The sequence below is a fragment of the Mycobacterium sp. DBP42 genome (assembly GCF_005924235.1).
Taxonomy (GTDB): Bacteria; Actinomycetota; Actinomycetes; order Mycobacteriales; family Mycobacteriaceae; genus Mycobacterium; species Mycobacterium syngnathidarum.
Genome location: NZ_VCMY01000010.1, coordinates 34,420 through 61,147 on the forward strand (window position 1 = coordinate 34,420; position 26,728 = coordinate 61,147).

Annotated in this window: 27 protein-coding genes; 15 read left to right on the forward strand and 12 right to left on the reverse strand. The window is 66.2% G+C overall.

The window, feature by feature from the left end:
- Nucleotides 1–104: 104 nt before the first annotated feature.
- Complete coding sequence (locus E0T84_RS12690; protein ID WP_070186161.1) at nt 105–971, forward strand: DUF732 domain-containing protein; 867 nt, start codon at nt 105–107, stop codon at nt 969–971.
- 287 nt (nt 972–1,258) lie between these two features.
- Nucleotides 1,259–1,693 (forward strand): hypothetical protein, encoded by a 435-nt coding sequence (locus E0T84_RS12695; RefSeq protein WP_239253122.1) that lies wholly within the window; start codon nt 1,259–1,261, stop codon nt 1,691–1,693.
- 69 nt (nt 1,694–1,762) lie between these two features.
- On the opposite strand, the gene E0T84_RS12700 is transcribed toward E0T84_RS12695, so the two are convergent.
- Nucleotides 1,763–2,527: a L,D-transpeptidase gene (locus E0T84_RS12700; protein WP_070186196.1), complete on the reverse strand. Its 765-nt coding sequence runs from the start codon at nt 2,525–2,527 to the stop codon at nt 1,763–1,765.
- Between the two features lie 152 nt (nt 2,528–2,679).
- Complete coding sequence (locus E0T84_RS12705) at nt 2,680–2,937, reverse strand: hypothetical protein (RefSeq protein WP_131823119.1); 258 nt, start codon at nt 2,935–2,937, stop codon at nt 2,680–2,682.
- Between the two features lie 548 nt (nt 2,938–3,485).
- Here E0T84_RS12705 and E0T84_RS12710 point away from each other — a divergent pair.
- Genes E0T84_RS12710 through E0T84_RS12730 form a run of 5 tightly spaced genes read left to right on the forward strand, consistent with a single transcriptional unit; the run spans nt 3,486 to nt 8,305 of the window.
- Complete coding sequence (locus tag E0T84_RS12710; RefSeq protein WP_212757709.1) at nt 3,486–6,080, forward strand: ATP-binding protein; 2,595 nt, start codon at nt 3,486–3,488, stop codon at nt 6,078–6,080.
- Nucleotides 6,077–6,532: a roadblock/LC7 domain-containing protein gene (locus E0T84_RS12715; protein ID WP_234793395.1), complete on the forward strand. Its 456-nt coding sequence runs from the start codon at nt 6,077–6,079 to the stop codon at nt 6,530–6,532. Before E0T84_RS12710 ends, E0T84_RS12715 begins: the two co-directional genes overlap by 4 nt.
- An 8-nt stretch (nt 6,533–6,540) precedes the next feature.
- Nucleotides 6,541–6,906 carry a DUF742 domain-containing protein gene (locus E0T84_RS12720; protein WP_070945666.1) on the forward strand — a complete coding sequence of 122 codons (366 nt, stop codon included), beginning with the start codon at nt 6,541–6,543 and terminating at the stop codon, nt 6,904–6,906.
- On the forward strand, nt 6,887–7,471 hold the full coding sequence (locus tag E0T84_RS12725) for an ATP/GTP-binding protein (protein WP_138744617.1): 585 nt from the start codon (nt 6,887–6,889) through the stop codon (nt 7,469–7,471). Before E0T84_RS12720 ends, E0T84_RS12725 begins: the two co-directional genes overlap by 20 nt.
- A 42-nt stretch (nt 7,472–7,513) precedes the next feature.
- Nucleotides 7,514–8,305 carry an MHYT domain-containing protein gene (locus E0T84_RS12730; protein WP_075910446.1) on the forward strand — a complete coding sequence of 264 codons (792 nt, stop codon included), beginning with the start codon at nt 7,514–7,516 and terminating at the stop codon, nt 8,303–8,305.
- Nucleotides 8,306–8,316: 11 nt separating this feature from the next.
- On the opposite strand, the gene E0T84_RS12735 is transcribed toward E0T84_RS12730, so the two are convergent.
- The 3 genes from E0T84_RS12735 to E0T84_RS12745 form a co-directional block, all read right to left on the reverse strand.
- The gene (locus tag E0T84_RS12735; RefSeq protein WP_070186166.1) at nt 8,317–8,799 is read right to left on the reverse strand and encodes an SRPBCC domain-containing protein; all 483 of its coding nucleotides are present in this window, start codon (nt 8,797–8,799) and stop codon (nt 8,317–8,319) included.
- Between the two features lie 3 nt (nt 8,800–8,802).
- Nucleotides 8,803–9,141: a helix-turn-helix transcriptional regulator gene (locus E0T84_RS12740; RefSeq protein WP_075910447.1), complete on the reverse strand. Its 339-nt coding sequence runs from the start codon at nt 9,139–9,141 to the stop codon at nt 8,803–8,805.
- A 236-nt stretch (nt 9,142–9,377) separates the two neighbouring features.
- Nucleotides 9,378–9,824 carry a hypothetical protein gene (locus tag E0T84_RS12745; protein WP_070186168.1) on the reverse strand — a complete coding sequence of 149 codons (447 nt, stop codon included), beginning with the start codon at nt 9,822–9,824 and terminating at the stop codon, nt 9,378–9,380.
- A 186-nt stretch (nt 9,825–10,010) separates the two neighbouring features.
- Between E0T84_RS12745 and E0T84_RS12750 the strand changes: the two genes are divergently transcribed.
- Entirely contained in the window at nt 10,011–11,849 is a 1,839-nt protein-coding gene (locus tag E0T84_RS12750) for a hypothetical protein (RefSeq protein WP_138744618.1), read from the forward strand.
- Here the strand turns inward: E0T84_RS12750 and E0T84_RS12755 are convergent, their stop codons facing one another.
- Nucleotides 11,850–12,266 carry a nuclear transport factor 2 family protein gene (locus tag E0T84_RS12755; protein WP_138744619.1) on the reverse strand — a complete coding sequence of 139 codons (417 nt, stop codon included), beginning with the start codon at nt 12,264–12,266 and terminating at the stop codon, nt 11,850–11,852.
- Nucleotides 12,267–12,369: 103 nt separating this feature from the next.
- Here E0T84_RS12755 and E0T84_RS12760 point away from each other — a divergent pair, with 103 nt between their 5' ends.
- Both E0T84_RS12760 and E0T84_RS12765 read left to right on the forward strand, forming a co-directional pair.
- Nucleotides 12,370–12,942, forward strand: a complete 573-nt coding sequence (locus E0T84_RS12760; RefSeq protein ID WP_138744620.1) for a PadR family transcriptional regulator — start codon at nt 12,370–12,372, stop codon at nt 12,940–12,942.
- A 224-nt stretch (nt 12,943–13,166) separates the two neighbouring features.
- A complete protein-coding gene (locus tag E0T84_RS12765) occupies nt 13,167–14,192 on the forward strand; it encodes a fused (3R)-hydroxyacyl-ACP dehydratase subunits HadA/HadB (RefSeq protein ID WP_075910451.1) in 1,026 nt (341 codons plus the stop codon).
- On the opposite strand, the gene E0T84_RS12770 is transcribed toward E0T84_RS12765, so the two are convergent.
- The 3 genes from E0T84_RS12770 to E0T84_RS12780 all read right to left on the reverse strand — a co-directional run bounded on the left by E0T84_RS12770 (nt 14,185) and on the right by E0T84_RS12780 (nt 16,510).
- A complete protein-coding gene (locus tag E0T84_RS12770; RefSeq protein WP_070945623.1) occupies nt 14,185–14,835 on the reverse strand; it encodes a maleylpyruvate isomerase family mycothiol-dependent enzyme in 651 nt (216 codons plus the stop codon). The genes E0T84_RS12765 and E0T84_RS12770 overlap by 8 nt on opposite strands.
- A gap of 11 nt (nt 14,836–14,846) precedes the next feature.
- The gene (locus tag E0T84_RS12775; RefSeq protein WP_110764980.1) at nt 14,847–15,605 is read right to left on the reverse strand and encodes an evbL; all 759 of its coding nucleotides are present in this window, start codon (nt 15,603–15,605) and stop codon (nt 14,847–14,849) included.
- A gap of 101 nt (nt 15,606–15,706) precedes the next feature.
- Nucleotides 15,707–16,510, reverse strand: coding sequence for a DUF1906 domain-containing protein (locus tag E0T84_RS12780; RefSeq protein ID WP_138744621.1), 804 nt, complete (start codon nt 16,508–16,510; stop codon nt 15,707–15,709).
- Nucleotides 16,511–16,608: 98 nt separating this feature from the next.
- Here E0T84_RS12780 and E0T84_RS12785 point away from each other — a divergent pair, with 98 nt between their 5' ends.
- Both E0T84_RS12785 and E0T84_RS12790 read left to right on the forward strand, forming a co-directional pair.
- Nucleotides 16,609–17,484, forward strand: coding sequence for an SDR family NAD(P)-dependent oxidoreductase (locus E0T84_RS12785; protein ID WP_249383627.1), 876 nt, complete (start codon nt 16,609–16,611; stop codon nt 17,482–17,484).
- A 115-nt stretch (nt 17,485–17,599) separates the two neighbouring features.
- Entirely contained in the window at nt 17,600–19,681 is a 2,082-nt protein-coding gene (locus E0T84_RS12790) for an AMP-binding protein (RefSeq protein WP_138744623.1), read from the forward strand.
- Here E0T84_RS12790 and E0T84_RS12795 read toward each other — a convergent pair.
- Nucleotides 19,678–20,835 carry a transporter substrate-binding domain-containing protein gene (locus E0T84_RS12795; RefSeq protein WP_239252561.1) on the reverse strand — a complete coding sequence of 386 codons (1,158 nt, stop codon included), beginning with the start codon at nt 20,833–20,835 and terminating at the stop codon, nt 19,678–19,680. The two genes, E0T84_RS12790 and E0T84_RS12795, sit on opposite strands and share 4 nt — an antisense overlap.
- A 77-nt stretch (nt 20,836–20,912) precedes the next feature.
- On the reverse strand, nt 20,913–21,164 hold the full coding sequence (locus E0T84_RS12800; protein WP_070186178.1) for a hypothetical protein: 252 nt from the start codon (nt 21,162–21,164) through the stop codon (nt 20,913–20,915).
- Between the two features lie 166 nt (nt 21,165–21,330).
- Between E0T84_RS12800 and E0T84_RS12805 the strand changes: the two genes are divergently transcribed.
- From E0T84_RS12805 to E0T84_RS12815, 3 genes are all read left to right on the forward strand, one after another.
- Nucleotides 21,331–21,684, forward strand: a complete 354-nt coding sequence (locus E0T84_RS12805; protein WP_171055014.1) for a heme-binding protein — start codon at nt 21,331–21,333, stop codon at nt 21,682–21,684.
- A gap of 221 nt (nt 21,685–21,905) precedes the next feature.
- Complete coding sequence (locus E0T84_RS12810) at nt 21,906–23,939, forward strand: toprim domain-containing protein (RefSeq protein ID WP_070186180.1); 2,034 nt, start codon at nt 21,906–21,908, stop codon at nt 23,937–23,939.
- Between the two features lie 9 nt (nt 23,940–23,948).
- Nucleotides 23,949–26,102: a DNA gyrase subunit A gene (locus E0T84_RS12815; protein WP_138744626.1), complete on the forward strand. Its 2,154-nt coding sequence runs from the start codon at nt 23,949–23,951 to the stop codon at nt 26,100–26,102.
- Here the strand turns inward: E0T84_RS12815 and E0T84_RS12820 are convergent.
- Entirely contained in the window at nt 26,056–26,715 is a 660-nt protein-coding gene (locus E0T84_RS12820; protein WP_070186182.1) for a TetR-like C-terminal domain-containing protein, read from the reverse strand. The two genes, E0T84_RS12815 and E0T84_RS12820, sit on opposite strands and share 47 nt — an antisense overlap.
- Nucleotides 26,716–26,728 lie beyond the last annotated feature (13 nt).

The following is a 26,728-nucleotide window of genomic DNA, read 5'->3' on the forward strand; positions in this document are numbered from 1 at the left end:
CGTCGGATCCGTGGCGGCGCACCGGCGGGGTTGGTGCAACTGCTCAGCGGGCAATCTGCACGGGTTGCTGTGCAGACGGCCTGACCGGCATATAACGGGTAGTGATGGCCTGTCCGTACTGCGGATCCCCGCTCGACGAAACCGACACCTGCAGCCGCTGCGGGCAGATCCACTCGTCCACACCGACCGGATGGCGGCCGGACCCCACCGCTCGCCATGAAGGCCGCTACTTCGTCACCGGCCGTCCGACAAACCGGGTACGTGACGGCAGGAAGGTTTCGACCGATCCCGCCGGGGGACGGATGCTGCCCGACTACCTCGAGTTGAAGACCTCGGGCGTCCGGTCCACCTGGCTGGGGACCACCGCGGCGGCCGCCATCATCGTGATGACCGCGGCGGTGGTGTGGGTCCTGTTGGTGGCGGGCCGTAGGCCACCGCCCCCACCGGAACCCGGATACCTTGCCGCTCTGAGGGACGCCGGACTCAGCGATCAGTTCAATTCCGAGGCCAACGCCGTCGCCCACGCCCGCCGAGTGTGTCGTCAGCTGGAAGACGGCGGGGCGCAGCAGGGGCTGCCGGCCGACAAGATTGCCGTCGACATGTTCTGCCCGAATTTCTCGAAGGGCTTCCGTGTACTGGAGAAGACCACGGTGACAGGTACTTTCGCGCTTTCAGACCACGCCGGGCTGGAGGCGATCATGTCCGACGGAACGACATGCCAAGGCGCAAACGGATACTCCGACGTCAACCCCGGCACCATCGTCATCGTCAAGAACGGCAGGGGCGACGTGCTGGCCACCACCACACTCGGGACCGGTAAGGGCAGCGCAGCCAGCTGCGTCTTCACGTTCAGCGTGCCGTTGACCGAAGGCGAGGATCGCTACGTGTTGTCCGTCGGGCGTCGCGGCGAGTTCAGTTACAGCTTCGAACAGCTTGTGGCCAAGGGGATTCGGATGCAGCTCGGCCAGTGATGTTTGCGAGAATCACAGTTTGCCGCTCAACGGTGCGGTGCTGCCGCGCATCGATATCACGGCGCCCGCCCCCGGTTGGAAACGATGCGGTCACGACTCCGAATCGCTCCCATGACAACCCCGCATCCATCTGAATACCTGTATGGACACCGATTCCCGACGGTTCTACGGTTGCGCTCGGCACAATTTTCATCGATGTAATTTTCCACACGAATCAAGGGAGCTGATCGGGGATGGCCACCTTTGCTCACTTTACGGTCAAAACGGTTGTCAGCACTGGATTGTGCATGACCGCAGCGGTGGCTGCGCTGGCGCTGAGCCCGCACGCCGCGGCAGCGCTGCAACTCAAGACAGGCGGGTACAAGTGCGTCGATGCGGCCGCCGGTGCGGCGCCCGGCGTTCCGTGTGCGGCTCCCGCCGTCGAAGCCGCAGGGGTGGTTCCCGCTGCGGCGCCCGCAGCCGTGCCGCCGGTGCCACTTGCGCCTCCTCCGGTGGCTGCCCCTCCGGTACCCCTGGCGCCGCCGCCGGTACCCCTGGCGCCCCCTGTGCCGGTCGTGCCGGCGGCCGCGCCCATCGTTCCCGCGGCGGCGCCCGCCCCCGCGGCCGCTCCGGTGGCGACCGCGGCAGGGACGGGAAAGGGTGTGCCGACCGTTTCACCCGGAGGCGGCCCGGTGGCCGGGACGCCCACACTGCCCGGTCCCGCAGATGCGGCGAGCAACTGACCCGAATCCCACCACTTGACGCCACAAAGGCGCCCGGCTCACGAGCCGGGCGCCTTTTCGTTCCCCCGACTATTCCTGCACGATGACCGGATCGCCGATGTTGACCGTGTTGAAGTACCACTCGGCGGCAGCCGGGACAAGGCTGACGCAACCGTGGCTGGTGTTGTCCAGCCCCATCGACGGGACCGCCCACGGCGCCGAGTGCACGAACAGGCCACGGTGGGTGAAGCGCACCGCGTAGTCCACATCGAGCAGATAACCGTCAGGGGCGTCGACAGGAATGCCGACACTGCTCGAATCCATCCGTACCGTGCGGTCTTTCCCGAGAACCGTGTACGTGCCGACCGGGGTCGGGTATTCGGGACGCCCCAGGGAGGCCAGCAGTACGCCCGGTTCGCCGGCATGCGGCAGGTGGTGAGGCGCCGGCAGCGCGATCGGTGGGTCTTCACCGAGTCCGTCGATGGTCACGGTGAAGGTGTGATCGGAGATGTCGGCAACGCCGATAACAGCTGGGCCGGTTTGGAATTCCGTGCGCAGCCCGCCGACCGACAGCATCACCGTGCTGTGCGCCGGCCAGAACTGTGCCGGGGTCCACGACACGACCTTGGTGTCGAGCCACTCATAGGTTCCCGTGCGCGCGGGCGTCGACTTCAGCCCGAGGGCGCGTTCGACAGAGGGCCGGTTGGTGATCGGCTTCTTGAACGTCACCACCACGGGATGGCCCACACCGACCACGGCGCCTTGGGCCGGCGCGACCGATTCGATGGTCGACGTCAACGGCAAGCTCACCGCCGCCGTGTCGACGCTATCGGCACCGCCGGAGAAGTAGGTCATGACGACCACGACCAATACCAGAACACCCTGAAAAACCGCGCGCTTCAATTGGATCCCTCTGCGATGCCCCCATGATCTTGAACGTAATCATGGTATGGGCCCGCAGCTGTCCGAATGTGTAGTCACACGTAGACAATTCGGTCAAGCGTTCATCACGGTTCAGCCACGGCGTCGAGCAACTTGAGGACCCGCGCGCAGGACAGCGGAGTCGCCAGAGCGTTGGTGCGCGGACCTGACTGCAGCGGGCGCTGAGATTCCGCATCGCGCGCGTCGTCGTCAGACTCGGCCCGGTAGGACGAGGGATGCCTGCGCTTGGCCGCGGCCAGCTCGCGCGAATAGCGCTGCGACGAACACCAGAGCGGATGCGTCGCCAGCTCGATGACCGTCGAACCGGCAGCTTTTGTCGCCATTTTCACTGACCTCCGGTGGAGCTTCACGGCACTTCTGTTCAGTGCCAAGCGTGCTCGGCCAAGCTGAGGTAATGCATCGAGTTGGCCGTGGACACATTAAGGATCCCTCTTAATGACCTTTTACACACCGAAAGAACCGCGACAGAGACGCATTTCACACTCACGGATTTGACATTTTTCGCGGCGATGTTTGCTGTTTGGGCGAACCTGCCGAACTGATCGAATGATCAAGATCATCGCCGCTTTCGCTGCCAGCTACCGAAGTTCGGCCCCCGCGCCGGGGCCAAGCGGAGAACCCGCCTGATGGCGCGGCCAGAATCGCAGCATCTTCTTACATTCGCAAGAAACCCGCACGTGGGAAGCACGCATAAAGTAAGAGCGCACGCCAGCGAACGCGCCGCCGTTAGCCCCGTCGATGCGGAATCGTTACCTATCATTTAGCCTGTCCCGTGGCCGAGCTCCCTGCTGGAACGTCAATTAGCTCGGTGAAGGGTGGTACGGCTGTGGATGCACATGATCCGAGCGTCGGAGAACATGCGCGTCCGACCATGACTCGGGCGTCCCGCGCATCGATCGAGAGCTGGCCGCTGCGGTGGAAGGTCGCGGCGACCTTGGTGTTGCCGATCCTGCTGGCGGCCACATTCGGCGCTGTCCGCATCTACAGCGAGTTGTCGGCCGCCTCGCGATTGAACCTCGCCTCCGACAACGCGGTGATCGTGGTGCCCGCTGTGGAGCTGGTCGACCGGCTCGACGGGCTGGCCTACGCGGCCGCAACCGGCGCACCGCTCGCGGAACCACTCGGACAGTTCGACGAAGCCTCGAAGACCCTCGACAACCTGATCACGTCCGCCGAGTTCGACGGGACCGCCGCTGCACGGCTCACCACGGCATCCTCGACGGCCAAGACGATGCGCGACGACCTCCAAGCAGGACCTCTGCCGCAGCGGGTGATCGCCGATCGAGCGTCCGACGTGGCGTCCGGAGTAATCTCCGCGATCGCGACGACCACGGCAACGGTCGATGACCGCGTCGTACGACCAATTGCCGACCAGCTCGTGGACACCCTCGAGGCACAACGCGCGCTGACGACACAGCGGGTGTTGATCGCCGCCCCCGATTTCGCCGATTCCGACGAGCTGCGTACCGAGGTGGCCGACGCGGCAGGCGCAGAGGCGGCGGCCATCGACCGCCTCGCCAGACTGACCGGCACGGACGAGGCCGCGGCGTTGTCCAAGGATTCCGACATCCGTCGCGACACCTACACGCAACCGTCCAGCGACAGCGTGCACGCGCCCGCGTTCACCGAGGCCATGCGCGCCAGCGTGGACAAATACCGCGCGATGACGCAGCGCCTGTCCGCCGACCTCGACGGCACGCTGCACCATCGAGCCAACGTGCTGCGGTCCGACGCCCTGCGCGACACCGCGATCATCCTCGGTGCGGTTCTGGCCGCCCTCGTGTTTGCCCTCGCGGTCGGCCGCTCACTGATCCGGTCTATCGGCCGGCTTCGCCAGGGAGCTCTACAGGTCGCTCAAGTCCAGCTCCCCGAAGAGATCCAACGTCTCAGCAAGGGCGGGCGCATGCCCGAGATCCAGGCGCTGCCGTTCCGGACGAATGAAGAGGTCGGCCAGCTCGCGCGCGCGATCGACGACATCCACTCCCAGGCCGTTCACCTGGCCGGCGAGCACGGTGTCCGCCTGCAGATCGGCGACATGTTCGAGACCCTGTCCCGGCGAAGCCGGTCACTGGTCGAAGAACAGCTGGCCCTGATCGAGACCCTCGAGCTCGACGAGGAAGATCCGGCCCGGCTCGACCACCTCTTCCGCCTCGACCACCTTGCGACGCGCATGCGCCGCAACGGCGACAACCTGCTGGTGCTCGCCGACACGGTGGAACGCCACCGTGCCTCGGCGCCCGTCGCACTCCCCGACATGCTGCGTGCCGCGATGTCCGAGGTCGAAGAGTATCGCCGCGTGCAGGTCGGGCACATGGCCGATGTCTCGATCGCCGGCTCGGCCGCGGGCGATATCGGCCACCTGATCGCCGAGCTGCTCGACAATGCCCTGCGCTATTCGCCGCCGGACTCACCGGTCATGGTGACGGTGGGGCGTGCCGTCGACGCCGGCCTGCTCGTCGAGGTGGCCGACCGTGGCCTGGGCATGTCCAAGGACGACCTGACCGCCGCGAACGAGCGCCTGGCGCTCGGTGGCGAGGTGACCTCCGAAACCGCGAAGCGAATGGGCCTATTCGTGGTCGGCCGATTGGCCCGACGTCACGAGGCCACGGTGCGGCTGCGGACCACCTCGGCGTTGACCGAGCGACCCGGCGTCACCGCCAGCGTGCACCTGCCGGGCACCCTGGTCACGCCCCTCGGTGTGGGCGAAACGCTGGACGATCTGCGCAACGGCTCGTTCACCGAATCATCGCAACGGTCCGCCTCCAACGGGCGGGCCGCGGACACCACCGCCGGAACCGCCGCACTCGCCGCGACCAACGGCTCGCACACCGCGTCGGAGCGGCCCGAACGTGGGCCGGACGCCCCGGCCCGGTCGACTGCCAGCGGACTGCCGAAACGCTCGCCCGGCGCCAGCGGTGTAACCGGCATCCCGGCACCGCCGAACGGGCTGACCGCCCCGACACCGGCCGCAGCTCCTGAAGAACCCGAGCGTCCACAGCGCGGAAATCCGCTCTCCTACTTCACCTCGGGCAATTCCCATTCTGGCAACCCCAAGCCGCCGGCATCGGAACCCGCCCAAGCTACCGAATCCGAGCAATGGCCGATCGAGGCGGACAGTTTGGAGAGCGCACCGATCTTCGAGCGGATGACCTCGGAATGGCTGATGGATCCGACCACTCCGGAATACCGAAACCGCGTGTGGGCCAGCGCCGCCGACGCCGGCTGGACGGCCGCGGCGAAGGCCGTCGAGCAGGAACCCAAGCGGCACACCGCGTCTGGGCTGCCGATTCGCGAACGCGGAGCGCGCCTGGTTCCGGATGAGGCAAGATCGGGATCGCAGGCCAGGGCCGAAGGGCCCAACGACCCCGCAGCCATCCGCGACATCCTGAGCCGACAGTTGGCCGGCGTACGCAGGGGCCGAGCCGAAACCGACGCAGCACACAGCCGAATCGAAGGAGATCGATGAACACCGGCACGCAACCACATGAACGGTCCGCGGGGTCTGCTGCAACACCGTCCGGGACCTCCGGCACCCTCGACTGGTTCGTGTCCAACTTCGTCCGCGACGTACCGGGTGTATCTCACGCGATCCTGGTGTCGGCCGATGGTCTGCTGATGGCCTCGAACTCTCACCTTCCGTCCGATCGTGCCGAGCAACTGGCCGCGGTCACCTCAGGTTTGGCAAGTTTGTCGACGGGCGCCGCGCGGTTGTTCGAGGCCGGCAACGTCCGTCAGTCGATCGTCGAGATGGACGACGGGTTCCTGTTGTTGATGGGTGTCGGCAACGGCTCGTATCTGGCCACCCTGGCCTCGATCTCATGCGATATCGGGCAGGTCGGCTACGAAATGGCGTTGCTGGTCGACCGGGTGGGCAAGACCGTCGAGGCGACGCCGCGCGGCACGCATGGGGCTCGATGACCCTGAGCATGGACAGACCCGAGCAGAAGCGGGCCGCCAGTCGCGCGCGCCCGTACACCCTGACCGGCGGACGAACCCGCGCGCGGGTCGAGGTGCCGATCGAGGCTCCGGTGGAGGCCCTGCTGCCGGCCGGTGAGCTCGACTGCGCGCCCGGCGACATCCCGGCCGTCATCGTCCGGTTGTGCGACAACCGTCCGTCGATCGCTGAGATCTCGGCATATGCCGGCCTGCCCATCGGCGTGACCCGGGTGCTGGTGAGCGATCTGGTGGACAGCGGTCACCTTCGTGTACACGCCACCCTGACCGACCGCTCGACCGTTGCAGAACGGCGCCTACTGATCGAAAGGACCCTCAGTGGCTTACGCGCACTCTGACTCCGGCCCCACGGTGTCTTCGACGAAGATCGTGATTGCCGGCGGCTTCGGTGTCGGCAAGACCACGTTCGTCGGCGCCGTGTCGGAGATCGTGCCGCTGCGCACCGAGGCCCTCGTCACGAACGCCTCGCAGGGCCACGACGACCTCGAGGCGATCCCCGGCAAGGAGACCACCACGGTCGCCATGGATTTCGGCCGCATCACGATCGCCGACGACCTGGTGCTGTACCTGTTCGGGACACCCGGGCAACGGCGGTTCTGGTTCATGTGGGACGACCTGGTCCATGGCGCGATCGGCGCCGTGGTGCTCGTCGACACCCGCAGGCTCGAAGACAGCTTCGCGGCCGTCGACTTCTTCGAGGCCCGCAGCCTGCCCTTCCTGATCGCTGTCAACGAGTTCGACGACTCCCCGAGCTACAACATCGAGGAGCTGCGTGAGGCACTCTCGGTGTCCCCGAACGTGCCCATCATCACCGTCGATGCACGGCAACGCGATTCCGCCAAGAATGCCTTGATCGCCATCACGTCGTTCGCGCTGGAACGACTTCCGTCCTCCGCTTTCTAGATCCAACCGCCCGTCAGTCTCACAGTCTCGAGGAAACCTGTCATGAACCACCAAGTACATCACTTCGACATGGGCCTCTGGCTGCTGTTCCTGGCGTACGTTGTCTCGGTCACCGGCTCGGTCGTCGGGCTGGCCTGCACCCGGTGCGGTGCCAGGGCAACCAACGGACGCGATCGGCTCCGTTGGCTGGTCATGGCCTCGGTCGCCATTGGCGGGGTTGGTATCTGGCTCATGCACTTCATCGCGATGCTCGGCTTCACGATCCCGAACAGTACGGTCCGGTATCACCTCGGCTGGACGATCGCGTCGGCGGTCATCGCGATCGTCGCGGTCTTCGTCGGGCTGATCACCATCGGCCGCGAGTTCGAGCTGCGTCGGCTGCTGGCCGGCGGCGTGATCACCGGGCTGGCGGTCGCGGTCATGCACTACACCGGCATGTGGGCCGTCCAGATGCAGGGCACGATGACCTACGACACCACCCTGGTCGTCCTCTCGTTCGTGATCGCCGTGGTCGCGGCTACTGCGGCGTTGTGGTTCACCCTGGTCCTCGAATCGCGCGGCCTGCGGTTCGTGGCCGGCCTGGTGATGGGCGTGGCCGTCACCGGCATGCATTACACCGGTATGGCCGCGGTGCGGGTGAACGTCGATCACACGATGCCGGTTCCCAGTGGGCCCGAGGTGTTCTCGTTCCTGTTCCCGGTCTTCGTGATCGGCCTGCTCGCGCTCGGCGTCCCGATCACTGCCGTGATGCTGGCGCCTGATCCCGATCGCAGCTCCGAGCAGGACGAAGCCGAGTCACGCCCCGTGGCGGCGCCGGTCGGCCGGCACCGCTAGCCCTCGCACCGCTAGGCGATCAGCGCGTCGATCTGATTGATCGCCGACGAGGCGCCCTCGACCACACCCATGTCCAGCACCTGCTGAAGCGCTTCGGCGGACTCGTAGGTGCTCACGTAGACCGCGCGGGTGCCGCCGTTGTGCTCGGTGAAGGTGTAGACGTTCTTGGACACCGGCATATCCGGGTTCGGGTTGAAATCCTCGTCGGCGAAACCGTCATCGAATGCGAAGCTCGTCGGCTCGTCGACCGCCGTGACATCCCAGTACCCGGCGTACTTCTCGCCCTCCGGGCCGGTCATGAAGTACGTCATGCGTCCGCCCGGGGCCAAGCTGTGGTCGACCACCGTCGCCGGGAATGTCGGCGGGCCCCACACCTTCTCCAGCTGACGCGGGTCGGCATACACCTGCCAGATGCGCTGCACCGGCGCGGCAAAGTCAGCGGTGATGGTCAGCGTGAGGTTGTCGAGATCGTGTTGAACGTCGGTCACGGGCATGGTTCAGTCCTCCTTGGGATCTGTTGCGATCAGTTCATCGATGCGTGCGATGCGGCCACGCCAAACCTGCTCCAGCTCAGTCAACATGGACGCCACCGACCGCACCGCCTCCATGTCACCGCTGGCCAGCTGCTCACGACCATTGCGTCGCTTGGTGATCAGCCCGGCCTTCTCCAGCACGGCGACATGCTTCTGCACTGCCGCGAAGCTCATGTCGTACTTCGCCGCGAGCACTGAAACCGAGTGCTCGCCCGCCAACACCCGGCGCATGATGTCCCGCCTGGTCCGATCGGCGAGCGCGTGGAACAGGGCGTCCGCCCGGTCCTCGTCACTCTCGGTCACAGGTCCAACATACAACCGATCGGTTGTATGTTGTCAAGAGTTGATCGCGGCCTGCATGGCTGCGCCGACGCGTTGCTCATTGTGCAGTGGCATACCGACCAGATCCATCGGATCGCCAACGGCCTCAACCCCAATCCAGACCGACCGTGGTGGCTCAGCCTCATGACGACGGTGCGCCGCAACGGTCTGGCAGCCATCCCACGGCCGCGGCGGACGGCGTCGGCAAATCGAGATCGCTATCCCCAATAGGAGAAGCTGCACACCGGCTTGACCTCGGTCTTGAACGACACCAGTTTGTCGCCGTCCATGATGATCGAGCAGCCGAGTGGTTCACTCCCGCCGTCGGCGGCCACTTCGGACTCCAGCTTCTCGTAGACGGAGTACTGCTTCTCCCAGGGCAGCATCACACTCGACTCGGTCTGCTCCTCGCCGCCGTTGATCCGGTAGCGAATCGTCACGGGGGCGGTGCCGCCGGTGACCCTCATTACCGCCGTACCGACCGGCGCGCCGGTCGGCTCCGCCGCCGTGGGCGACTCGGTTGTCGTGCGAGTCGGTTCGGACGCATCCGGCGAGGACGCTGTGGCGCTGGTGGTTTGCGCCACGGGCGTTCCTGTGGTCGTGCTGCACCCGACGACCAGCGCGACGCCGACAATTACCGCGGCCAGACCCTTGAGCGAACGCATACCCGACCCTACGACGGGTTGAGGTGGGTCCGGACCGGAAATTCGCAGCATTCACCGGGCTGGGCAAAACGCCTGAATGACATCGGCCGATGTCATATATTGACCCGGCATGTGTTCGCTGCGGGCGGTGTCCCCATCACCGTCGGGTGCTCACAGCGTCGGGGAATGTCAAGGGGGACATCGGTAATGGCGCACAGTTCACGTTGTCCGGAGAACGCCAGACGTCTGCCGCTGCGGTACGCGCTGTCGGTCGTCGCCATCGGTATCGGCATCGCCGGCGCCAGTGCGCACCCGGTGGCGTGGGCGGATCCCGGCGCCACCGGTTCGTCGACGTCGTCTGGTTCATCGACGTCGTCGGCCTCATCGGGGCAGACATCGAATCGCTCGAGTGCGGGAACCAGCCGCGGACCCAAGAAGCCGGCTGACCGGCGTGGAACAGGACCGAAGCGGCCTTCACCACCGACGAAGACCAGCGCGTCCGACACCGCCGGCAAAGCCGGCAAGACAGCTCCCGACACCGCCGCGGACGACGGTGACGATTCCCCCACCACGCTGCCGAATTCGGCAGCGCCGCAGCAGGAATCAATCGTGCAGGCCGTGCGCGAAAAGCTCCGCGACACCAAGCCGGCCAAGTCCGACTTCTCGCACCGGAACACAGCGAAGAGGCTTGTAGCGGTTGCCCCGTCCGCGGCGCCCGAAACCGAAACCAATGAGATCCGTTCGGCCATAGCGGCGCCGACGCGCAAGATCGAGCCACCGGCGAGCACGCCCGCGCTTCCGCAGCTCATCGCGGTCCACCAGACCGCCCCGGAAACGGCCCCGAACACCGTCCCGGCCACCGCCAAGGTCGCGGCGGTCACCACCACCAAGACGACGCCGGAGCCCCCACAGCCGTTGTCGCCGATCGCCAAGATCGCCGAGCTGCCCGGCCGCATCGTCAACACGGTGTTGCAGGTTCTCGACATCACCGTTTCGGCCAATGGCCCGACGAGCCCGATCAACTTCGCGCCGATCAACGACGCGGTATTCGCGGCGTTCCGTGAGATCGAAGGCAAGCTGGGACTCACAAAAACACCTGACGTGCAACCGGTTCCGCCGGCCATGACCTACAACGGCCCGACCACCGGCAAGACCCCGACGGTGTCGCAATTCCTCAACGCCGCGACCGCCGCGTACACGTGGGGCAGCACCCCTGGCGACCTGAAACCGTTCGTCGTCGACGGCAAACAGATGGAATCCACCAATGTGCTGACCGGCATGTCAGGCAAGGCCTGGGTGACGCCCGAGGGGCAGATCATCATCGCCTATCAGGGCACCACCGGGGGGACGAATCTGCTCCACAATCCACTGATCCTGGTTTCCCAGGTGGTAACCGACACCCAGGTGATCTTCACCGACACCACCCCGCAGGCATTCACCGACGCCGTGGCCTTCCAGCAGGAGGTCGAGGCTGCGGCCATCGAGCAGGGCTACCGCAGGGAGGACATCTTCGTCACCGGACATTCACTCGGTGGCTGGGAAGCGTCATATGTCGCCCAACAAACGGGCGTGGGCGGCATCGGATTTGAGAGCCCCGGCCTCAACAGCACGGTGCCCGGCAACGGCGCAGACTCGGGTTTCGTCAACATCCTGACCTATGGCGACACCGCGGCCTATTTCTCCACCGACCTGCCCGGCCTCCAGCCATTCGTGCCGGAGTACGTGCCGGGCGGAGGAACCAAGCCGCACTACGGGTCGATCGTGATGATCGGTAATCCCGAAGCCGCCTACCCGCTGATGAACTCGGCGGCCCTGCTGAGCACCGGGCCGATCGGCGCCGCAATCTTCGTCGTGGACATCGCGGTCAACTTCCTGCAGTACCACCTGCCCGGCATCCAGGCCTACCACCTGGGCGTCAACCCGGACCCCGGCGTAGTGCCGTGGCTGGGAAACGCATCGGGTCCGGTCAACGCCGACTATGCCGATATGACCATTCCGGAACTGCAGAAGGCGGCGTCGGACGCGGGGACGTTGATCAGGCCATGATCAAGCAGTAGCGGCTTGCCGCTGAATCTCTTCCGAGGCTTCCTGTTTGATCCGATCGAATTGCGCGGCCATGGCCTCGGCCAGCGCGGTCGCGCCGGACAGCGGCCTGACCATCACCATGAAGTCATCGATCTTGCCGTCGTCATCGTGGTGCAGGAAGTCGCATCCGGTGATCTTCTTACCGTCTACCGTGGCCTCGAAGACCAGCGCATGGTCGCGACCCTCGGCATCGGCGATCTCGCGGAGGTAGCGGAAGTCCTTGAACACCCGCATGACTCCGCGCAGGATCGCCGCGGTGATCGGCTTGCCCGGATACGGCTTGAAGGCGACCGGGCTGGTGAACACGACATTGTCGGCCAGCAGTGCTTCGATCGCGGCCTCGTCACGGGCCTCCACTGCCTCGCGGAACGGGTGCATGCGACACCTTCCTCACTCGATTCATCGGCTAGCGGCGATGCTATGCGCGACGCGATGACCTAGTCAACATTTTGATTAATCACTTCGCTGCTAGCATCGGCTCATGGCGTTACGCGACGCAGTCCTGGCCGCACTCCTGGACGGGGAAGCATCCGGCTATGACCTGGCGAAGGGATTCGACGCGTCGGTCGCCAACTTCTGGATGGCCACACCCCAGCAGCTGTACCGCGAACTCGACCGCATGGCCGCAGACGGACTGATCGAGGCTCGGCTCGTCGAACAGGACCGGCGACCGAACAAGCGCCTCTACTCACTGACCGAAGCGGGCCGGCAGGCACTGCTCGAATTCACCGCGACACCGCCAAAACCGGGGGCGATCCGAGAAGACCTGTTGGTACAGGTCCAGGCCGTGGATTCCGGCAACATCGCGGCAGTCCGCGACGCGCTGGCCGAGCGCCTGCAGTGGGCAACCGCCAAGCTCGCGCGCTATCGGCGCACGCAGGAGCACCTACTGGCCGGGCGCACCGAAGCCGCATACCTGGCCGAGGCCGAGCGCATCGGCCCGTATCTGACCTTGCTGCGCGGAATCCGGTTCGAGGAAGAGAATGCCGACTGGGCCGGCCTGGCGCTGGCGGTCATCGAACAGCGACTGGCCGCGGCGGCCCGGCCTCGTTGACCACGGTGTCCTGTGGCTCGGTGACCCAGGCGCTGAACACCGGTACCCCACGCCAGCACAGCGAACGGACGGCTGAACCTGGCCGAACCCTATCGGCCTGCGTGCAGATATTCGGGTAGTGGACTCCCGTCGAACGCTGCCGGTTGCACGCGTAGCTCCGGCCAGACGTTAGTGTGCTTTGGTCGGCTTCAGCGAACAGGCCGATAGAAAAGTTGAGCAAATTCATGACCGCAGCACCAGAAGCATCGGCGCTCGAAGCCCGTGTCGGCCACTACTACGAGGCCGACAGCCTCTACCTGGTCGGCCGCGAGAAGGTGCGCGAATACGCCCGTGCCGTGCAGGACTACCACCCCGCACACTGGGACGTCGACGCCGCCGCGAAGCTGGGCTATTCGGGCCTGGTCGCGCCGCTGACCTTCACCTCGACCCCGGCCATGGCGTGCAACCGGCGCATGTTCGAATCGATCGTCGTCGGCTACGACACCTACCTGCAGACCGAAGAAGTCTTCGAGCAGCACCGCCCCATCGTGGCCGGAGACGAGCTGCACGTCGACGTCGAACTGACCTCGGTGCGCCGGATCGCCGGGCGCGACATGATCACCGTCACCAACACCTTCACCGACACCGCAGGCGAGCGGGTGCACACCCTGCACACCACCGTCGTCGGTGTGACCGCCGAGGACCTCAACCCCGAGATCAAGACCGCCGTGCAGCGCGCAATGATGCACGACGTCGACATCTTCGGAGTCGGCGACGACGAGTACCAGAAGACGGTGCGTCCCGAAGGTGAGATCCGGATCGCCGACGGCGGCACCACCCGCACGCCGGGCACGCCGTCCTTCGACGACGTGAAGGTCGGCGACGAACTCGGGGTGCACCACACCCGGCTGTCCCGCGGCGACCTGGTGAATTACGCCGGCGTGGCCGGTGACGCCAACCCGATCCACTGGGACGAGGACATTGCCAAGCTGGCCGGGCTGCCCGACGTCATCGCGCACGGCATGCTGACCATGGGTCTGGGCGCCGGATTCGTCTCGACATGGACGGGTGATCCCGGTGCGGTCACGCGCTACGCGGTGCGGCTGTCCCAGCCGGCCATCGTGTCGGCCAAGGAAGGTGCCGACATCGAGTTCAGCGGCAAGGTCAAGTCGCTGGACCCCGAGACCCGTACCGGTGTCGTCATCGTCGCCGCGAAGGCCGACGGCAAGAAGATCTTCGGGCTGGCCACCATGAACGTCCGCTTCAGCTGAGAAGCCGCGAGCGCAGCACAGGCAGCCCCGGCCCAGCCAGACCGTCCAGAGCGACGGTCCGCCCGCACACCGCCAACAGCACGGCATCGCCGGGCCCGGTGACCATCTCTCCCTGACCCCAGGTTCGCCCGGTGACCTCGTCGTGCAACTGGATGCCCCGCAGGCGCCGGTGCGGAAAGAACCCGACTTGTGTTCGGCTGGTGAGGAAATCGAGCACCCGCGCGACATACTGAGGGTCCGGATCATGCGGTAGCCCAAGGGGAATCCGAATATCGGCACCGTGCACCAGAACATCGGTGAGCCCCGACAGCGGTCCGGTGACGGGCGGGCTGAGTCGATGGTCCGCCCGCTCACGCAGAGTGCGGGCGATCTCGGACGCGGATGCTTGCGCACGGCGACGGGCCAGTGCGTCGATGCCGCGGTCGATGCCCCCGTGCCGAACACCGCTGGCCAGAAAACCCCAGAAACCGTCGACGAAATCGCTGACCAGATGTGCCGCAACGGTTTTGACGTCCCAACCGGCGCACAGGCTCGGCGTGGCCAGCTGGTCGGCATCCAGCCCGGCGATCAGATCGGCGATCGACCTCCGCTCGCCGGCCACCGCCGCGAACACCTGCTCGCGTTCCTCCGGCCTCAACCGCATGCTCGCGCCGGTCAGCTGGGGACGTTGGCCTTCAACGCGCTCAGCGCCTCCGCACCGAGTCGGGCGATTTCCTCGACCTCGGCCGGATCAAGAGCGGCCGTGAAGACTTCCGTCATCCGCCGGTTGGTCGCCTGTTCGATCTCGGCGTAGCGATCCGCCTTGTCGGCCCCGTCGGCGAACGGTTCGGGCCAGCCGAACATCGTGGTGTAGTCATGGCCCTTGTTGAGCATGTGGGCTTCGACCGGGGTGATCCCGGAGATGGTGAGCGCGTTGAAGTGCACGCCCGCGCGCAGTTCGCGCAACACGAACATCACCTGCAGGGCCCGGGCGGCAGCGTCGTCGGCCAATGGCATCTCCCGCCATCCGGCGAACAACGGCAATCCGGCGGTCGGCGTTGCGGTGATCACCTTCTCCCCCAATGCGGCAAGGCGATCCAGCCCCTGGACTCCGGCCAGGTACTTGCGTCCGAAGTCCGCAGCCTGGGCCCAATACTGTTGTGCGGCACCGGCAGCACCGCGCACCGCAATGCCCTCGTCCCACATCGCCGCGAGCCCGCTGGGCTCGAACACCGCGAATACCGCGCCGACGGTCGCGCCACTGGCCTCGCCCAGCACGCCGCCGCGGCCGGCCACATAGCCGGCCAGCGGGTTCTCATAGCCGGCAGCAATACTGGCGGCGAAGTTTTCCGGATGCAGCATGAAGATGGCGACGGCCTGCTCCATCGCCGCTCCGCCGTCGGCGACGGCGCCCAGCATGTCGGTGTTGGTCATGGTTCCTCCTGGCCGGTGCATGTCAACGCCCAGGGTATCCAGCGGGTCAGCGCGGGTTCAGGCGGTCCTGCCGGTGCGTGGCCGCCAGGGCTGTGGGTGCATCATCTCGCCAGATCCCACTGGCCGAAATCCGGTGCGAGAACATCATTCACATCGACGTGGATGCCGTCGATCACGAAACCCGGATCGGACGCGGTGACCACTTCCCGCTGAAACAGCACGGCGGCCGGCTCCCGCTCACCCTGGGACCAGGCCTTGGTCTGCCAGGCCCACCGATGGCCCCGACTCGTCGAGGCGCCGACGACGCCGTCGCCGATGGCCCAGCCACACTGGCGTCGACCGCCGTAGATTCCGGTGCGACCCACCCCCAGTACCGAGTTGATCCCCCTAAACCACTGAACAGCCTGGCTTTTCCAGGTTGACGCATCGATGTCCTCATCGACGCTGAAGAAGATCGGAGCCGATGCCGGGCCGCCGGCGGCACCATGAAGATGCAGCGCCGTCCGGGCATCGGACACTCCGCCGTCATAGCCGCGGGTGAAATCCGACGGCGTCGGCCATCCCGGCTTGCCGAACTGGTAACAGCTGACGACCTGCAGGCCCGCTGCCCGCAGCCGGTCCGCGTAATCACGGGTGACGGGCTTGAAATCGAATGTGGCCCCGGGCCGCAGTTCGGAGACATAGACCAGTGCCCCACCGAAACCCGCGGACTTGAGCTGCTCAGGCTGGACCAGCCGGTCAGCGAAATCGACGAGCTGTAGTCCCTCTGCCGACGCCGCCTTGGTTCCGGTGGTCGCGGCCAGTGCGCCCGGTGCGGCCAGCACCGGGGCGAATAGCGCCGCGTACCTGAGGACATCGCGCCGTGAAGCGGCTCCCGTCACGGACCGAAGCGTAGCCCTCGGCATGGCCGCGATTCCACCGGACCGATTCATCTATCTGATAGATGGGATCTATTGAATCTAATCGTTGCACTCGATGATAATCGAGGACTCTGATGGATGGCATGACTCCCTCACATGTCTTCCTCGTCTCCGGCGCCTCACGCGGCCTTGGCCGGGCGATCACCGAAGCCGCCCTGGATGCCGGACACCGCGTCGTCGCCGGCGTCCGCTCGACCTCGGCACTCGACGACCTCACCGGCGCGCACCCTGATCACCTCGCCGTGGTCGAACTCGACGTCACCGACAACAACGCCGTCCGCGCCGCCGTCGATACGACCGTCGATCGGTTCGGGAGGCTCGACGTCCTGGTCAACAACGCCGGCTACGCCAACATGAGCGCCATCGAGGACGTCGACTTCGACGACTTCCTGGCCCAGGTCGACACCAACTTCCTCGGCGTGGTGCGCCTGACCCGCGCTGCGTTGCCGGTTCTGCGCGCCCAGCGCAGCGGACACATCATCCAGGTCTCGTCGGTGGGCGGACGGCTGGTGCGCCCGGGCCTGTCTGCCTATCAATCCTCGAAGTGGGCTGTCACCGGCTTCTCCGGCGTCCTGGCGCAGGAGGTCGCGCCGCTGGGAATCAACGTCACGGTGCTGGAACCCGGCGGCATGCGCACCGACTGGGCCGGTTCCTCGATGCGTATCGCGCCCGTGCGCGACGAGTACGCCGCCACGGTAGGCGCGGCCGCCGCGATGAGCAGTCCGGACAACCTCGGAGCGAGCGACCCCGCCAAGGTGGCCGCGCTGGTGCTCGAAATCGTCGAGATGCCCGAGCCGCCGACCCGCCTGCTGGTGGGACCCGATGCCTACCGCTACGCCACCGCAGCCGGGCGAGACCTGCTCGCCGCCGACGAACGGTGGGAAGCCCTCAGCTTGTCCACCGCCGCCGACGATGCCACCGCCCGCCAGCTGGACCCGCTCGGCTCTGCTCAGCGCTGAACGTTGCTCGGGGAACGGTCACATCCGCCTGCGTCGGCAAAACCGGCACGTACCGGGGGCGAATGGACCACAATGGTTAGTCACAGCTAACTACCAACCCCTGGCAGAAACCACCGTGGCACGAGACGTGATCGCCGTCGACACGACGCTCGATCACCCATGCCCGGACATCTGGCCCATCCTGGAGGCACCACATCTGTACCCGCGGTTCTTCCGCGGCGTCGGTTCGTGCGAACAGGCCGCCGGCGACCCTCAGCTCTTCGAGGTACGGCTGTCGACCTCCCGCGGTGCCGTCGTCGTCCACCAGATGCGCCGGACGGTGCGCCTCACCGGCATGGAGTTGCGCCTCGACGCCACACAGACAGGCCGCTGTTTTGCCTCAATTCGTCTGACGCCCGAGGGCCGGAGCGCTCGGATCGCATTGAGGATCTTCGCGATCGGCACGCTGCACCCCGACATCGCAAAAGCCGGCGACAACGCCGTCGAGGGCTGGATCCGCGAAGGGCTGCAACGAATCTCGGACTATCTCGAAGGCAACCCCACCTCACAGCTGGTCAACATGGGCGACGGGCGATCGCTGCAACTCAACGTCCTCAAGACCATGATCACCAGCGGTGTGGTGCGCGCATCACGCCCCGATCGCGGCCTTCGCCAACTCAATTCGCTCGCCAAATGGGGGTTCACGCTGGCCGGTGGACTCGCGGCGGCCGCCGCGCGATCACCACGCACCACCGCGTCGATCGACAACTACGGGACCTCGACGTACGGGGACATGGCCGACCGCACCACCCGATTGGCAGCCGGCCTCGCGGTCATCGGTTTCACCAGCAGCAGCACGTTCGCGGTCCTGGCCCGCAACCATTCCGCGATGGTCGAATGCATGGTGGCGACCAGCAAGCTGGGCGCTGACCTGGTGTTACTCAACACCGGGCTGGCCGCTCGCGCGATCGAAGAGATCGTCAACCGGCACCGCATCGACGCCATATTCGTCGACAACGGCTTCGAACCCGAGGTGCGCTACGTCGCCGCGGACATCCCGCGAATCTCGATACATCCCAATTCGTCTGTACCGCAACGGCGTTCGATGGAGGATCTGATTTCCACCGGTACCGGCGCCACACCGGTACCGCCACCGAAACAACCCGGCAAACTGGTAGCGCTCACCTCAGGTACCACCGGCACCCCCAAAGGTGCCCGACGGCCCACGCCACCCGGTTTCGGCGCCATCGCAGCGATGTTGTCGCGTATGCCGCTGCGGCACGGCGAGGTGATGCTGCTGTGCGCGCCGCTGTTCCACACCTGGGGGCTGGCTGCGCTGCAGGTGAGCACGCCGCTGCTCGCGACGGTGGTGCTGATGGAGCGGTTCGATGCCGAAGAATGTCTCAAAACAATTGAGCGCCAACGCTGCACCGTCGTGATCCTGGTTCCGGTGATGTTGCAGCGCATCCTCGAACTGCCCGCCGCGGTGGTCAAGCAATACGACACATCGTCGCTGAAGGTGGTCGCCAGCAGCGGGTCACCGATTCCGGGCGCCGCCGTCACCAAATTCATCGAAATCTTCGGCGATGTCCTCTACAACTTCTACGGATCCACCGAAGTGTCGTGGGCGACGATCGCCGACCCCGCCGACCTGAGCGTCGCCCCCACCACCGCTGGCCGGCCACCGCTGGGCACCCGCATCGCCATCCTGGACGAGGCCGGCCGCGTCGCGCCGGCCGGTGCCGTCGGTCGCATCTTCGTCGGCAACGACATGCTGTTCGAGGGCTATACGAATGCCAAATCACCTGCCGTCGAAGACAAGCTGATGAACACCGGAGATCTCGGCTACATCGACGGCAGTGGCCGCCTGTTCGTGGCCGGTCGCGACGACGACATGATCATCTCGGGCGGTGAGAACGTTTTTCCACGCCCGGTCGAAGAAGCCATCGCCGTGTTGCCCCAGGTTGCGGATGTGGCCGTGGTGGGCGTTCCCGATCCAGAGTTCGGCCAGCGGCTCGCGGCGTTCGTCGTCCGCACCGAAGGGGCCTCGATAGACGAAGACACCGTCAAGAACTACGTCCGCAACCGCCTCAGCCGCTTCTCCATCCCACGCGATGTGACGTTCGTGGATCAGCTGCCCCGCACCGCCACCGGCAAGGTCTTGAAACGGCACCTGGTCGAAGGCCAGTTTCCGATGGAGATGGGTTGGCTGGACTAGCCCGCACCCGCCGCGGTCGCGGCGTCGTCACCGAACCATTTTTCTTTGATCAGGTTGTAGGTGCCGTCTTCACGCATGCGAAACAGGGCTTGGTTGATCGGTTTACGTAGCGCGCTGTTGGTGCTGAGCACAAAGCCCTGGTTCTCGTCTTGGAATACCGGCCCGGCTGTGACAGCGACTCCTTCGCCACGGTGAGCGACGTAGTAACGCAGCACCGGTGCATCGAAAACGACAGCGTCATAGCCTTCTTCGCGCAGTAGGTGGTAGGACCCCTCGATGGTGGAGGTCTCCGTGGCCTCAATACCCATGGAGCGGAGGAACTCCGCTGCTGTCGTCCCGGCCACGGTGGCCACGGACTTCTCGTAGAGATCGGCGGGGCCGTTGATCTTCGCGTCCAACTTCGCCACGGTCAACGTGGCGCTGAGGCTGGCCGAATAGAACGACACGAACACGATGGCGGCAAAGCCCCACAGAATCGCCAGCACTTTGGTGATCGTCTGAGTTGCCGTAGAGCTCTGGCGCCCCACCAGAGAACCGATGCCCCAGCCGAACGCCTGAAATATGCCGGGAAAGTACGCCCGTGACACCTCTGGGCGGGCACTGCGCCGCTCCACGAGCCAGAAGATGTGGGCAGGCAGAACACTGATCACCACGGCGGCACTGAGCCAGACCAGCATGGTGCGCGAGAGCAGCAAGTCCAGGTAACCACCCAACCCGGGTACGGCGGGCCGCGTGTCCTGAACCGGAACGATGATCTGCAGACCCGCGTCCAGGGTCGGCTGGGAGAAGTCGAACACCCGCTCTCGCTCCGAGGTCAGCGAGATACCGCCGACCGCAACGTCCGCGCGTCCGTCGGCGACCGCCGCCAGCTGTCCCCGCACATCATCGGTGACCAGGTAGTCACTGGTCCATCCGGCTCGTTGGGCGATCTCATCCCACAGGTCGACACTGAACCCGGTGAATTCCCCACTGCTGGTCCGCATCACGAATGGGTCCAACGGATGAACCGCGACGCTCACCGGTTGCGCCGTGCCGTCCGGCTCGGGCGGGGGCACCGGCTGGGCCGATGCGCTCGCCGCCACTACCGGCGCAACGGCCAGCCACGATAGGACAATCGCGACCGCTGCCAACCCGACGCATCGCCTGATCAGCACACCAATCATCCTTCCGCCGCACCCGACCGTTGCGCGAAATCAGTGAATTCCAACAGGATTGGCCTGCTGGAACCAGATCAGATGAAGCCGAACCCCGGGAAGCCGTAGAACTCTTCCTCACCCGGATAGACCCCCGGAGTGGCGTCGATCTGAGTGTTTCCCTCAGACGCGCAATCCGTGGTCTGTCCGCCGGCGATCGAACTTCCCCCCGTCACCTCACAGTGGGGCAACAGCGAGGGGTCCGCCATGGCGCTCGGCGCGCCCAACAGTGCGGCTGCCGTACCGACCAACACAGCACTCCCGATCAGAATCTTACGCAGCTGCAACATTTGCGAGAGTCCTCTCCTTTTGGCCAAAGCATAGTCACGGCAACCCTTGACCCGCTGGTCTGCCATAAGTCCCGTATTTTATCCTCACCCGCGTTATGGTTGCGGGCAATCACGTACCACGCTGCTCGTAATCCGAATCCGATGATTGAGGAGTCCCGTGACGCCTATTACGCATTCGCTTTGTCGGGTCGCCGCCGTACTGGGAGCGACGGCGACGGCGCTCGGAGCAGCGGCCACCGCCTCGGCCGCACCGCCCAACTGCACCACCGCTGACGTCACAGCGGTGATGGCCGGCGTTTCGACGAACATGAGCGGGTATCTGTTCACCCACCCTGACGTCAACGCGTTCTTCACCGGGCTGCAGGGGAAGGGCAAGTCCGACGTGGCCGCGCAGACCAAGGACTACCTCAACAAGAACCCCCAGGTGCGCGCCGAGCTCGACGCGATCCGAGCGCCGGCCGTCGACCTTCGTAATCGCTGCAACATTCCGGTGGAAGCCGAGATTTCCGGGGTGATCTGACCCCTTCGCACCAGCGGCGGATTTTCGCGACACGACGGTAGCCGACGGCACAGTTGTGTCGGTTCCAGGCCGTGGCGGTAAGACCCCCTGTCGGCAGAGCAGGGCAGAATGCTTACGCCACCCGCGCCACAGGGTGGCCGCGCGGCGGCAGCGAGCCACGCGTGGTGACACTCCGACGGGCGCCGATTGCTGCGGCATAGGCCCTGGTGGAAAGGACAGCAGTGAGTTACAACGCCGCGGACATCACCGAGCTCGACGATGTCCAGCACACGCGCCTGCGGCCGGCGGTGAACCTGGGTCTCGACGTGCTCAACACCGCACTGCGCGAACTCGTGGACAACGCGATCGAAGAGGTCGCCGATCCCAGCCACGGCGGATCCACCGTCACCATCACCCTGCACGCCGACGGATCGGTCAGCGTTGCCGACGACGGCCGCGGCCTGCCCGTCGACTCCGACCCGGTGACCGGGAAGAACGGCATCGTCAAAACGCTGGGCACCGCACGTGCCGGCGGCAAATTCTCCGCGCACAACGACGCGACCAGTACCGGCGCCGGGCTCAACGGGATCGGGGCCGCCGCAGCGGTGTTCATCTCCGCCCGCACCGACGTGTCGGTGCGCCGGGCCGGCAAGACCTACCTGCAGAGTTTCGGCCACGGCTATCCCGGGACATTCGAGGGCAAAGAGTTCGACCCGGACGCGCCGTTCACCCGGGCCGACACACAGAAACTGCGCGGCGCAGGCAACCGCAAGCCCGACGCGCACGGCACCACGGTGCGCATCCTGTTCGACCCGGCCGTCGTCCCCGAGTCCAACCTCGACATCGGTGAGGTGCTGCTGCGCGCGCATGCCGCCGCGCGGATGTCACCGGGGGTGCACCTGACCGTCGTCGACGAAGGCTGGCCGGGCAGCGAGGTACCGCCGGCCTTGATCGAGCCGTTCAACGGCCCGTGGGGCACCGAGACCCTGCTCGACCTCATGTGCACCGCGGCAGGCACCCCCCTACCCGGCGTGCGCGCGGTCGTGGAGGGTCGGGGTGAATACTCGACCGGCCGCGGCCCCACCCCGTTCCGCTGGTCACTGACCGCGGGTCCGGCCGAACCCACGACGGTCGCCGCATTCTGCAACACCGTCCGAACCCCCAACGGCGGGTCACACCTGACCGCCGCGATCAAGGGGCTCTCCGAAGCCCTGGCCGATCGTGCCTCCCGCATCCGCGACCTGGGTCTGGCCAAAGGCGAGGACGGCCCGGAGGCACAGGATTTCGCGGCCGTCACCGCGCTGGCCGTGGACACTCGCGCACCCGATGTGGCATGGGACTCGCAGGCCAAGACCGCCGTGTCGTCGCGATCGCTGAACGTGGCGATGGCCCCCGATGTGGCACGCAGCGTCACGATCTGGGCGGCCAACCCCGCCAACAGCGACACCGTCACACTGTGGACGAAGCTGGCGCTGGAGGCCGCCCGGGCACGCCGCAGCGCCGAGGGCGCCAAGGCCCGGTCGCGTGCGGCATCGAAAGCCAAAGGGCTGGGTACCAATCTGTCTCTGCCGCCCAAACTGCTGCCCAGCCGGGAGACTGGCCGCGGGTCCGGCGCCGAGCTGTTCCTGTGCGAGGGTGATTCGGCGCTGGGCACCATCAAGGCGGCCCGCGATGCCACCTTCCAGGCCGCCTTCCCGCTGAAAGGCAAGCCGCCCAACGTTTACGGCTTCGCCCTGAGCAAGGCGCGCGCCAAGGACGAGTTCGACGCGATCGAACGCATCCTCGGCTGCGGGATCCGAGACAGTTGCGACCCCGAACTGTGCCGGTACGACCGGATCCTGTTCGCCTCCGACGCCGACCCTGACGGCGGCAACATCAACTCCAGCCTGATCTCGATGTTCCTCGACTTCTACCGTCCGCTCGTCGAGGCGGGGATGGTGTATGTGACGCTGCCGCCGCTGTTCGTGGTCAAAGACGGCAACGAGCGCGTCTACTGCCAAGACGAGTCCGAACGCGACGCCGCCGTGACTCAGATGAAGGCCACCTCCAAACGCAAAGTGGAGGTACAGCGCAACAAGGGCCTCGGCGAGATGGACGCCGACGACTTCTGGAACACCGTGCTGGATCCACAGCGCCGCACCGTGATCCGGGTTCACTCCGATGACAGCGAGAAGAAGCTGCACCACATCTTGTTCGGCGGGCCGCCGGAGGGCCGGCGCACGTGGATGGCCGACATCGCCTCCCGTGTCGACACCTCCGCGCTGGACCTCACCTAGGAGCATGAGTTGACCGCCACCCTGGACGTTCCCGAACAGAACGAAGACCTGGTGCTCGACCAGAGCGCCGACGACTACTGGAACCACTATCAGCTGACCTTCGCGCTCTACAGCGTCAGCGATCGGGCCATCCCCTCCGCCTTCGACGGCCTCAAACCGGGCCAACGCCGCCTGCTCTATCAGATGCACGACTCGAAACTGCTGCCCGGGAACAAGCCGCAGAAGTCGTCGAAGATCTGCTCGGCAGTCACCGGCAACCTGCACCCCCACGGTGGGGCATCGATGTACGGGGCCGCGGCACTGATGGCCGCCGAGTTCCAGCGCGTGAAAGTCATTGACGGACAAGGCGCCTTCCCGCGCATCCAAGGTGACATCCCCGCAGCCGACCGCTACACCGAGATGCGGCTGTCCGCGCCGGGCGCCGCACTGACCGCCGAACTCGACAGCCACGCCGTTCCCATGGTCCAGACGTTCGACGGTGAGTGGACCGAACCGACCTGGCTGCCGGCCCAGTGGCCGGTCCTGCTGTGCAACGGCGCCGTCGGCATCGCCGAGGGGTGGGCCACCAAGGTGCCCGCACACAACCCGCGCGAAGTGATCGCGGCGTGCCGGGCTCTGCTGAAAACCCCGAACATGACCGACGACAGGTTGGTCAAGCTCATCCCCGGTCCCGACTGGGGATGCGGGGCCACCGTGGTCGGCACGGCCGGGCTGCGGGAGTACATCACCACGGGCCGGGGCCAGTTCACGGTGCGCGGGACGGTGTCGGTCGACGGAAAGAACTGCATCATCACCGAGCTGCCGCCCGGTGTCGCGAGTAACACTGTGCAAGACCGGATCCGGGCCCTGGTCGAGTCCGGCGAGTTGTCCGGCGTGGCCGACATGTCCGATCTGACCGACCGCCGCAACGGACTGCGCATCGTCGTCACCGCCAAACGCGGCCACAGCGCCGAAACCATCCGCGAGCAACTGCTGGCCCTCACGCCGCTGGAGTCGACGTTCGCCGCCAGCCTGGTGGCACTCGACGAGGACCGGGTGCCGCGCTGGTGGTCGGTGCGCGAACTGATCTCGGCCTTCCTGCACCTGCGCGATTCCGTGGTGCTGCGCCGGAGCGAGTACCGCTTGGAAAAGGTCACCGCGCGGCGGCATCTGATTGCCGGGTTGATGAAGATCCACCTCGACATCGACGCCGCCGTCGCGGTGATCCGGGGTTCCGAAACCGTCGACGAGGCCCGCCAGGGGTTGCAGGAGCGGTTCTCGATCGATGCCGCACAAGCCGATTATGTGCTGAGCCTGCAGCTTCGGCGGCTGACCAAACTCGACGTGATCGAGTTGCAGGCCGAGGCGGAGAAGCTCGATGCCGAGTTCGCCGAACTCACCGAACTGGTGGGCAATCCCGATGCGCGTCGGGTGGTGATCGACAAAGAGTTGGTGGAGACCGCAAAGCTGTTCAAAGGCCCTGAGTTCGACCGTCGCACCGTGCTGGACTTCGATGCCACACCGACGGCATCGAACTCCGATGACGACGGCCCGCGCGAGCGGAAGGTCAATGGTTCCTGGCGCCTGGACGACCGCGGGGTGTTCTCCGACAGCCACGGTGAACTGCTCACCTCAGGCCTGGGTTGGGCGGTGTGGACCGACGGGCGGGTCAAGTTCACCGCGGGCAACGGTCTGCCGTTCAAGATTCGCGACATCCCGGTGGCACCCGACATCACCGGGCTGCTGTGTTCCGGGGTGCTGCCCGAGGGGTATCACCTGGCGCTGGTGACGCGGCGCGGCAAGATCCTGCGCATCGATCCCGCCGCGGTGAATCCACAGGGTGTGGCGGGCAACGGCGTGGTTGGGGTGAAGCTGGCGGCCGGCGACCCGGAAGACACCGTGATCGCGGCTCTTCCGGTGTCCTGTGGCAACGGCGAGGCGATCCTGTCCATTTCTGAAAAGGGTTGGAAGGTCACCGAAGTCGCCGATATCCCGGTCAAGGGCCGCGGCGGCGCCGGTGTCGGGTTCCACCCATTCGTCAACGGCGAGGATGCGCTGGTCTCGGTGTCGATCTCCCCGACCGGGTTCGTGCGGGGCAAGAAGGCCGTACGGGCCGAGAACCGCGCGAAGGCTTCGGTCAAGAGTGCGGGCGGCGCCGACGTGACGCCGGCTCCGACGCCGTAACCGTCGGTCCGCTGCGTTCGGGCGGCCAGCGCTCGGTGATCATCTCGGTCATCGCGTTCACCCATGAGTCGTCGAGTGCGGCGTCCTGGCGGATCAAGATCCGGAAGATGGCGCTGCCCGCAACGACTTCGGCGAGCATGGGGAGGTCCTCACCCCCGCGGCGTCCGTCTCCGAAGCGGTTTTCGAACTCGGTCAGATTGCCGGCCAGGCGGGCGATCATCAGGTTGTGCAGTTCCGGGTCCGCCACGGTGTCGGCGATCAGACCCGGCAGTGCCACCCGCACTTCGGGCCGGTCGAACATCGCCCGGATGGTCTCGACGAGCGCACGGATGTCCTGCCGGATGTCTCCGGAACCGTCCGGCGCGGCCAACACCGGGTCGGACAGCACCGCTTCCGACAGCACCGCCTCATGGACCAGATGAACTTTGCCCGACCATCTCCGGTAGATGGCGGCCGTCGTGGTGCCGGCGTGTGCAGCAATCGCGGACAGTGACAACGCGGAGTATCCGGTCTGCAGGATCAGTTCGCGGGTGGCCGCGATGATCGCGGCGTCGATCCTCGCGTCGCGAGGCCGACCCGACACCTTGCCATCGTCTCGCTGATCTGCTGTCATGGTTCCACCTACT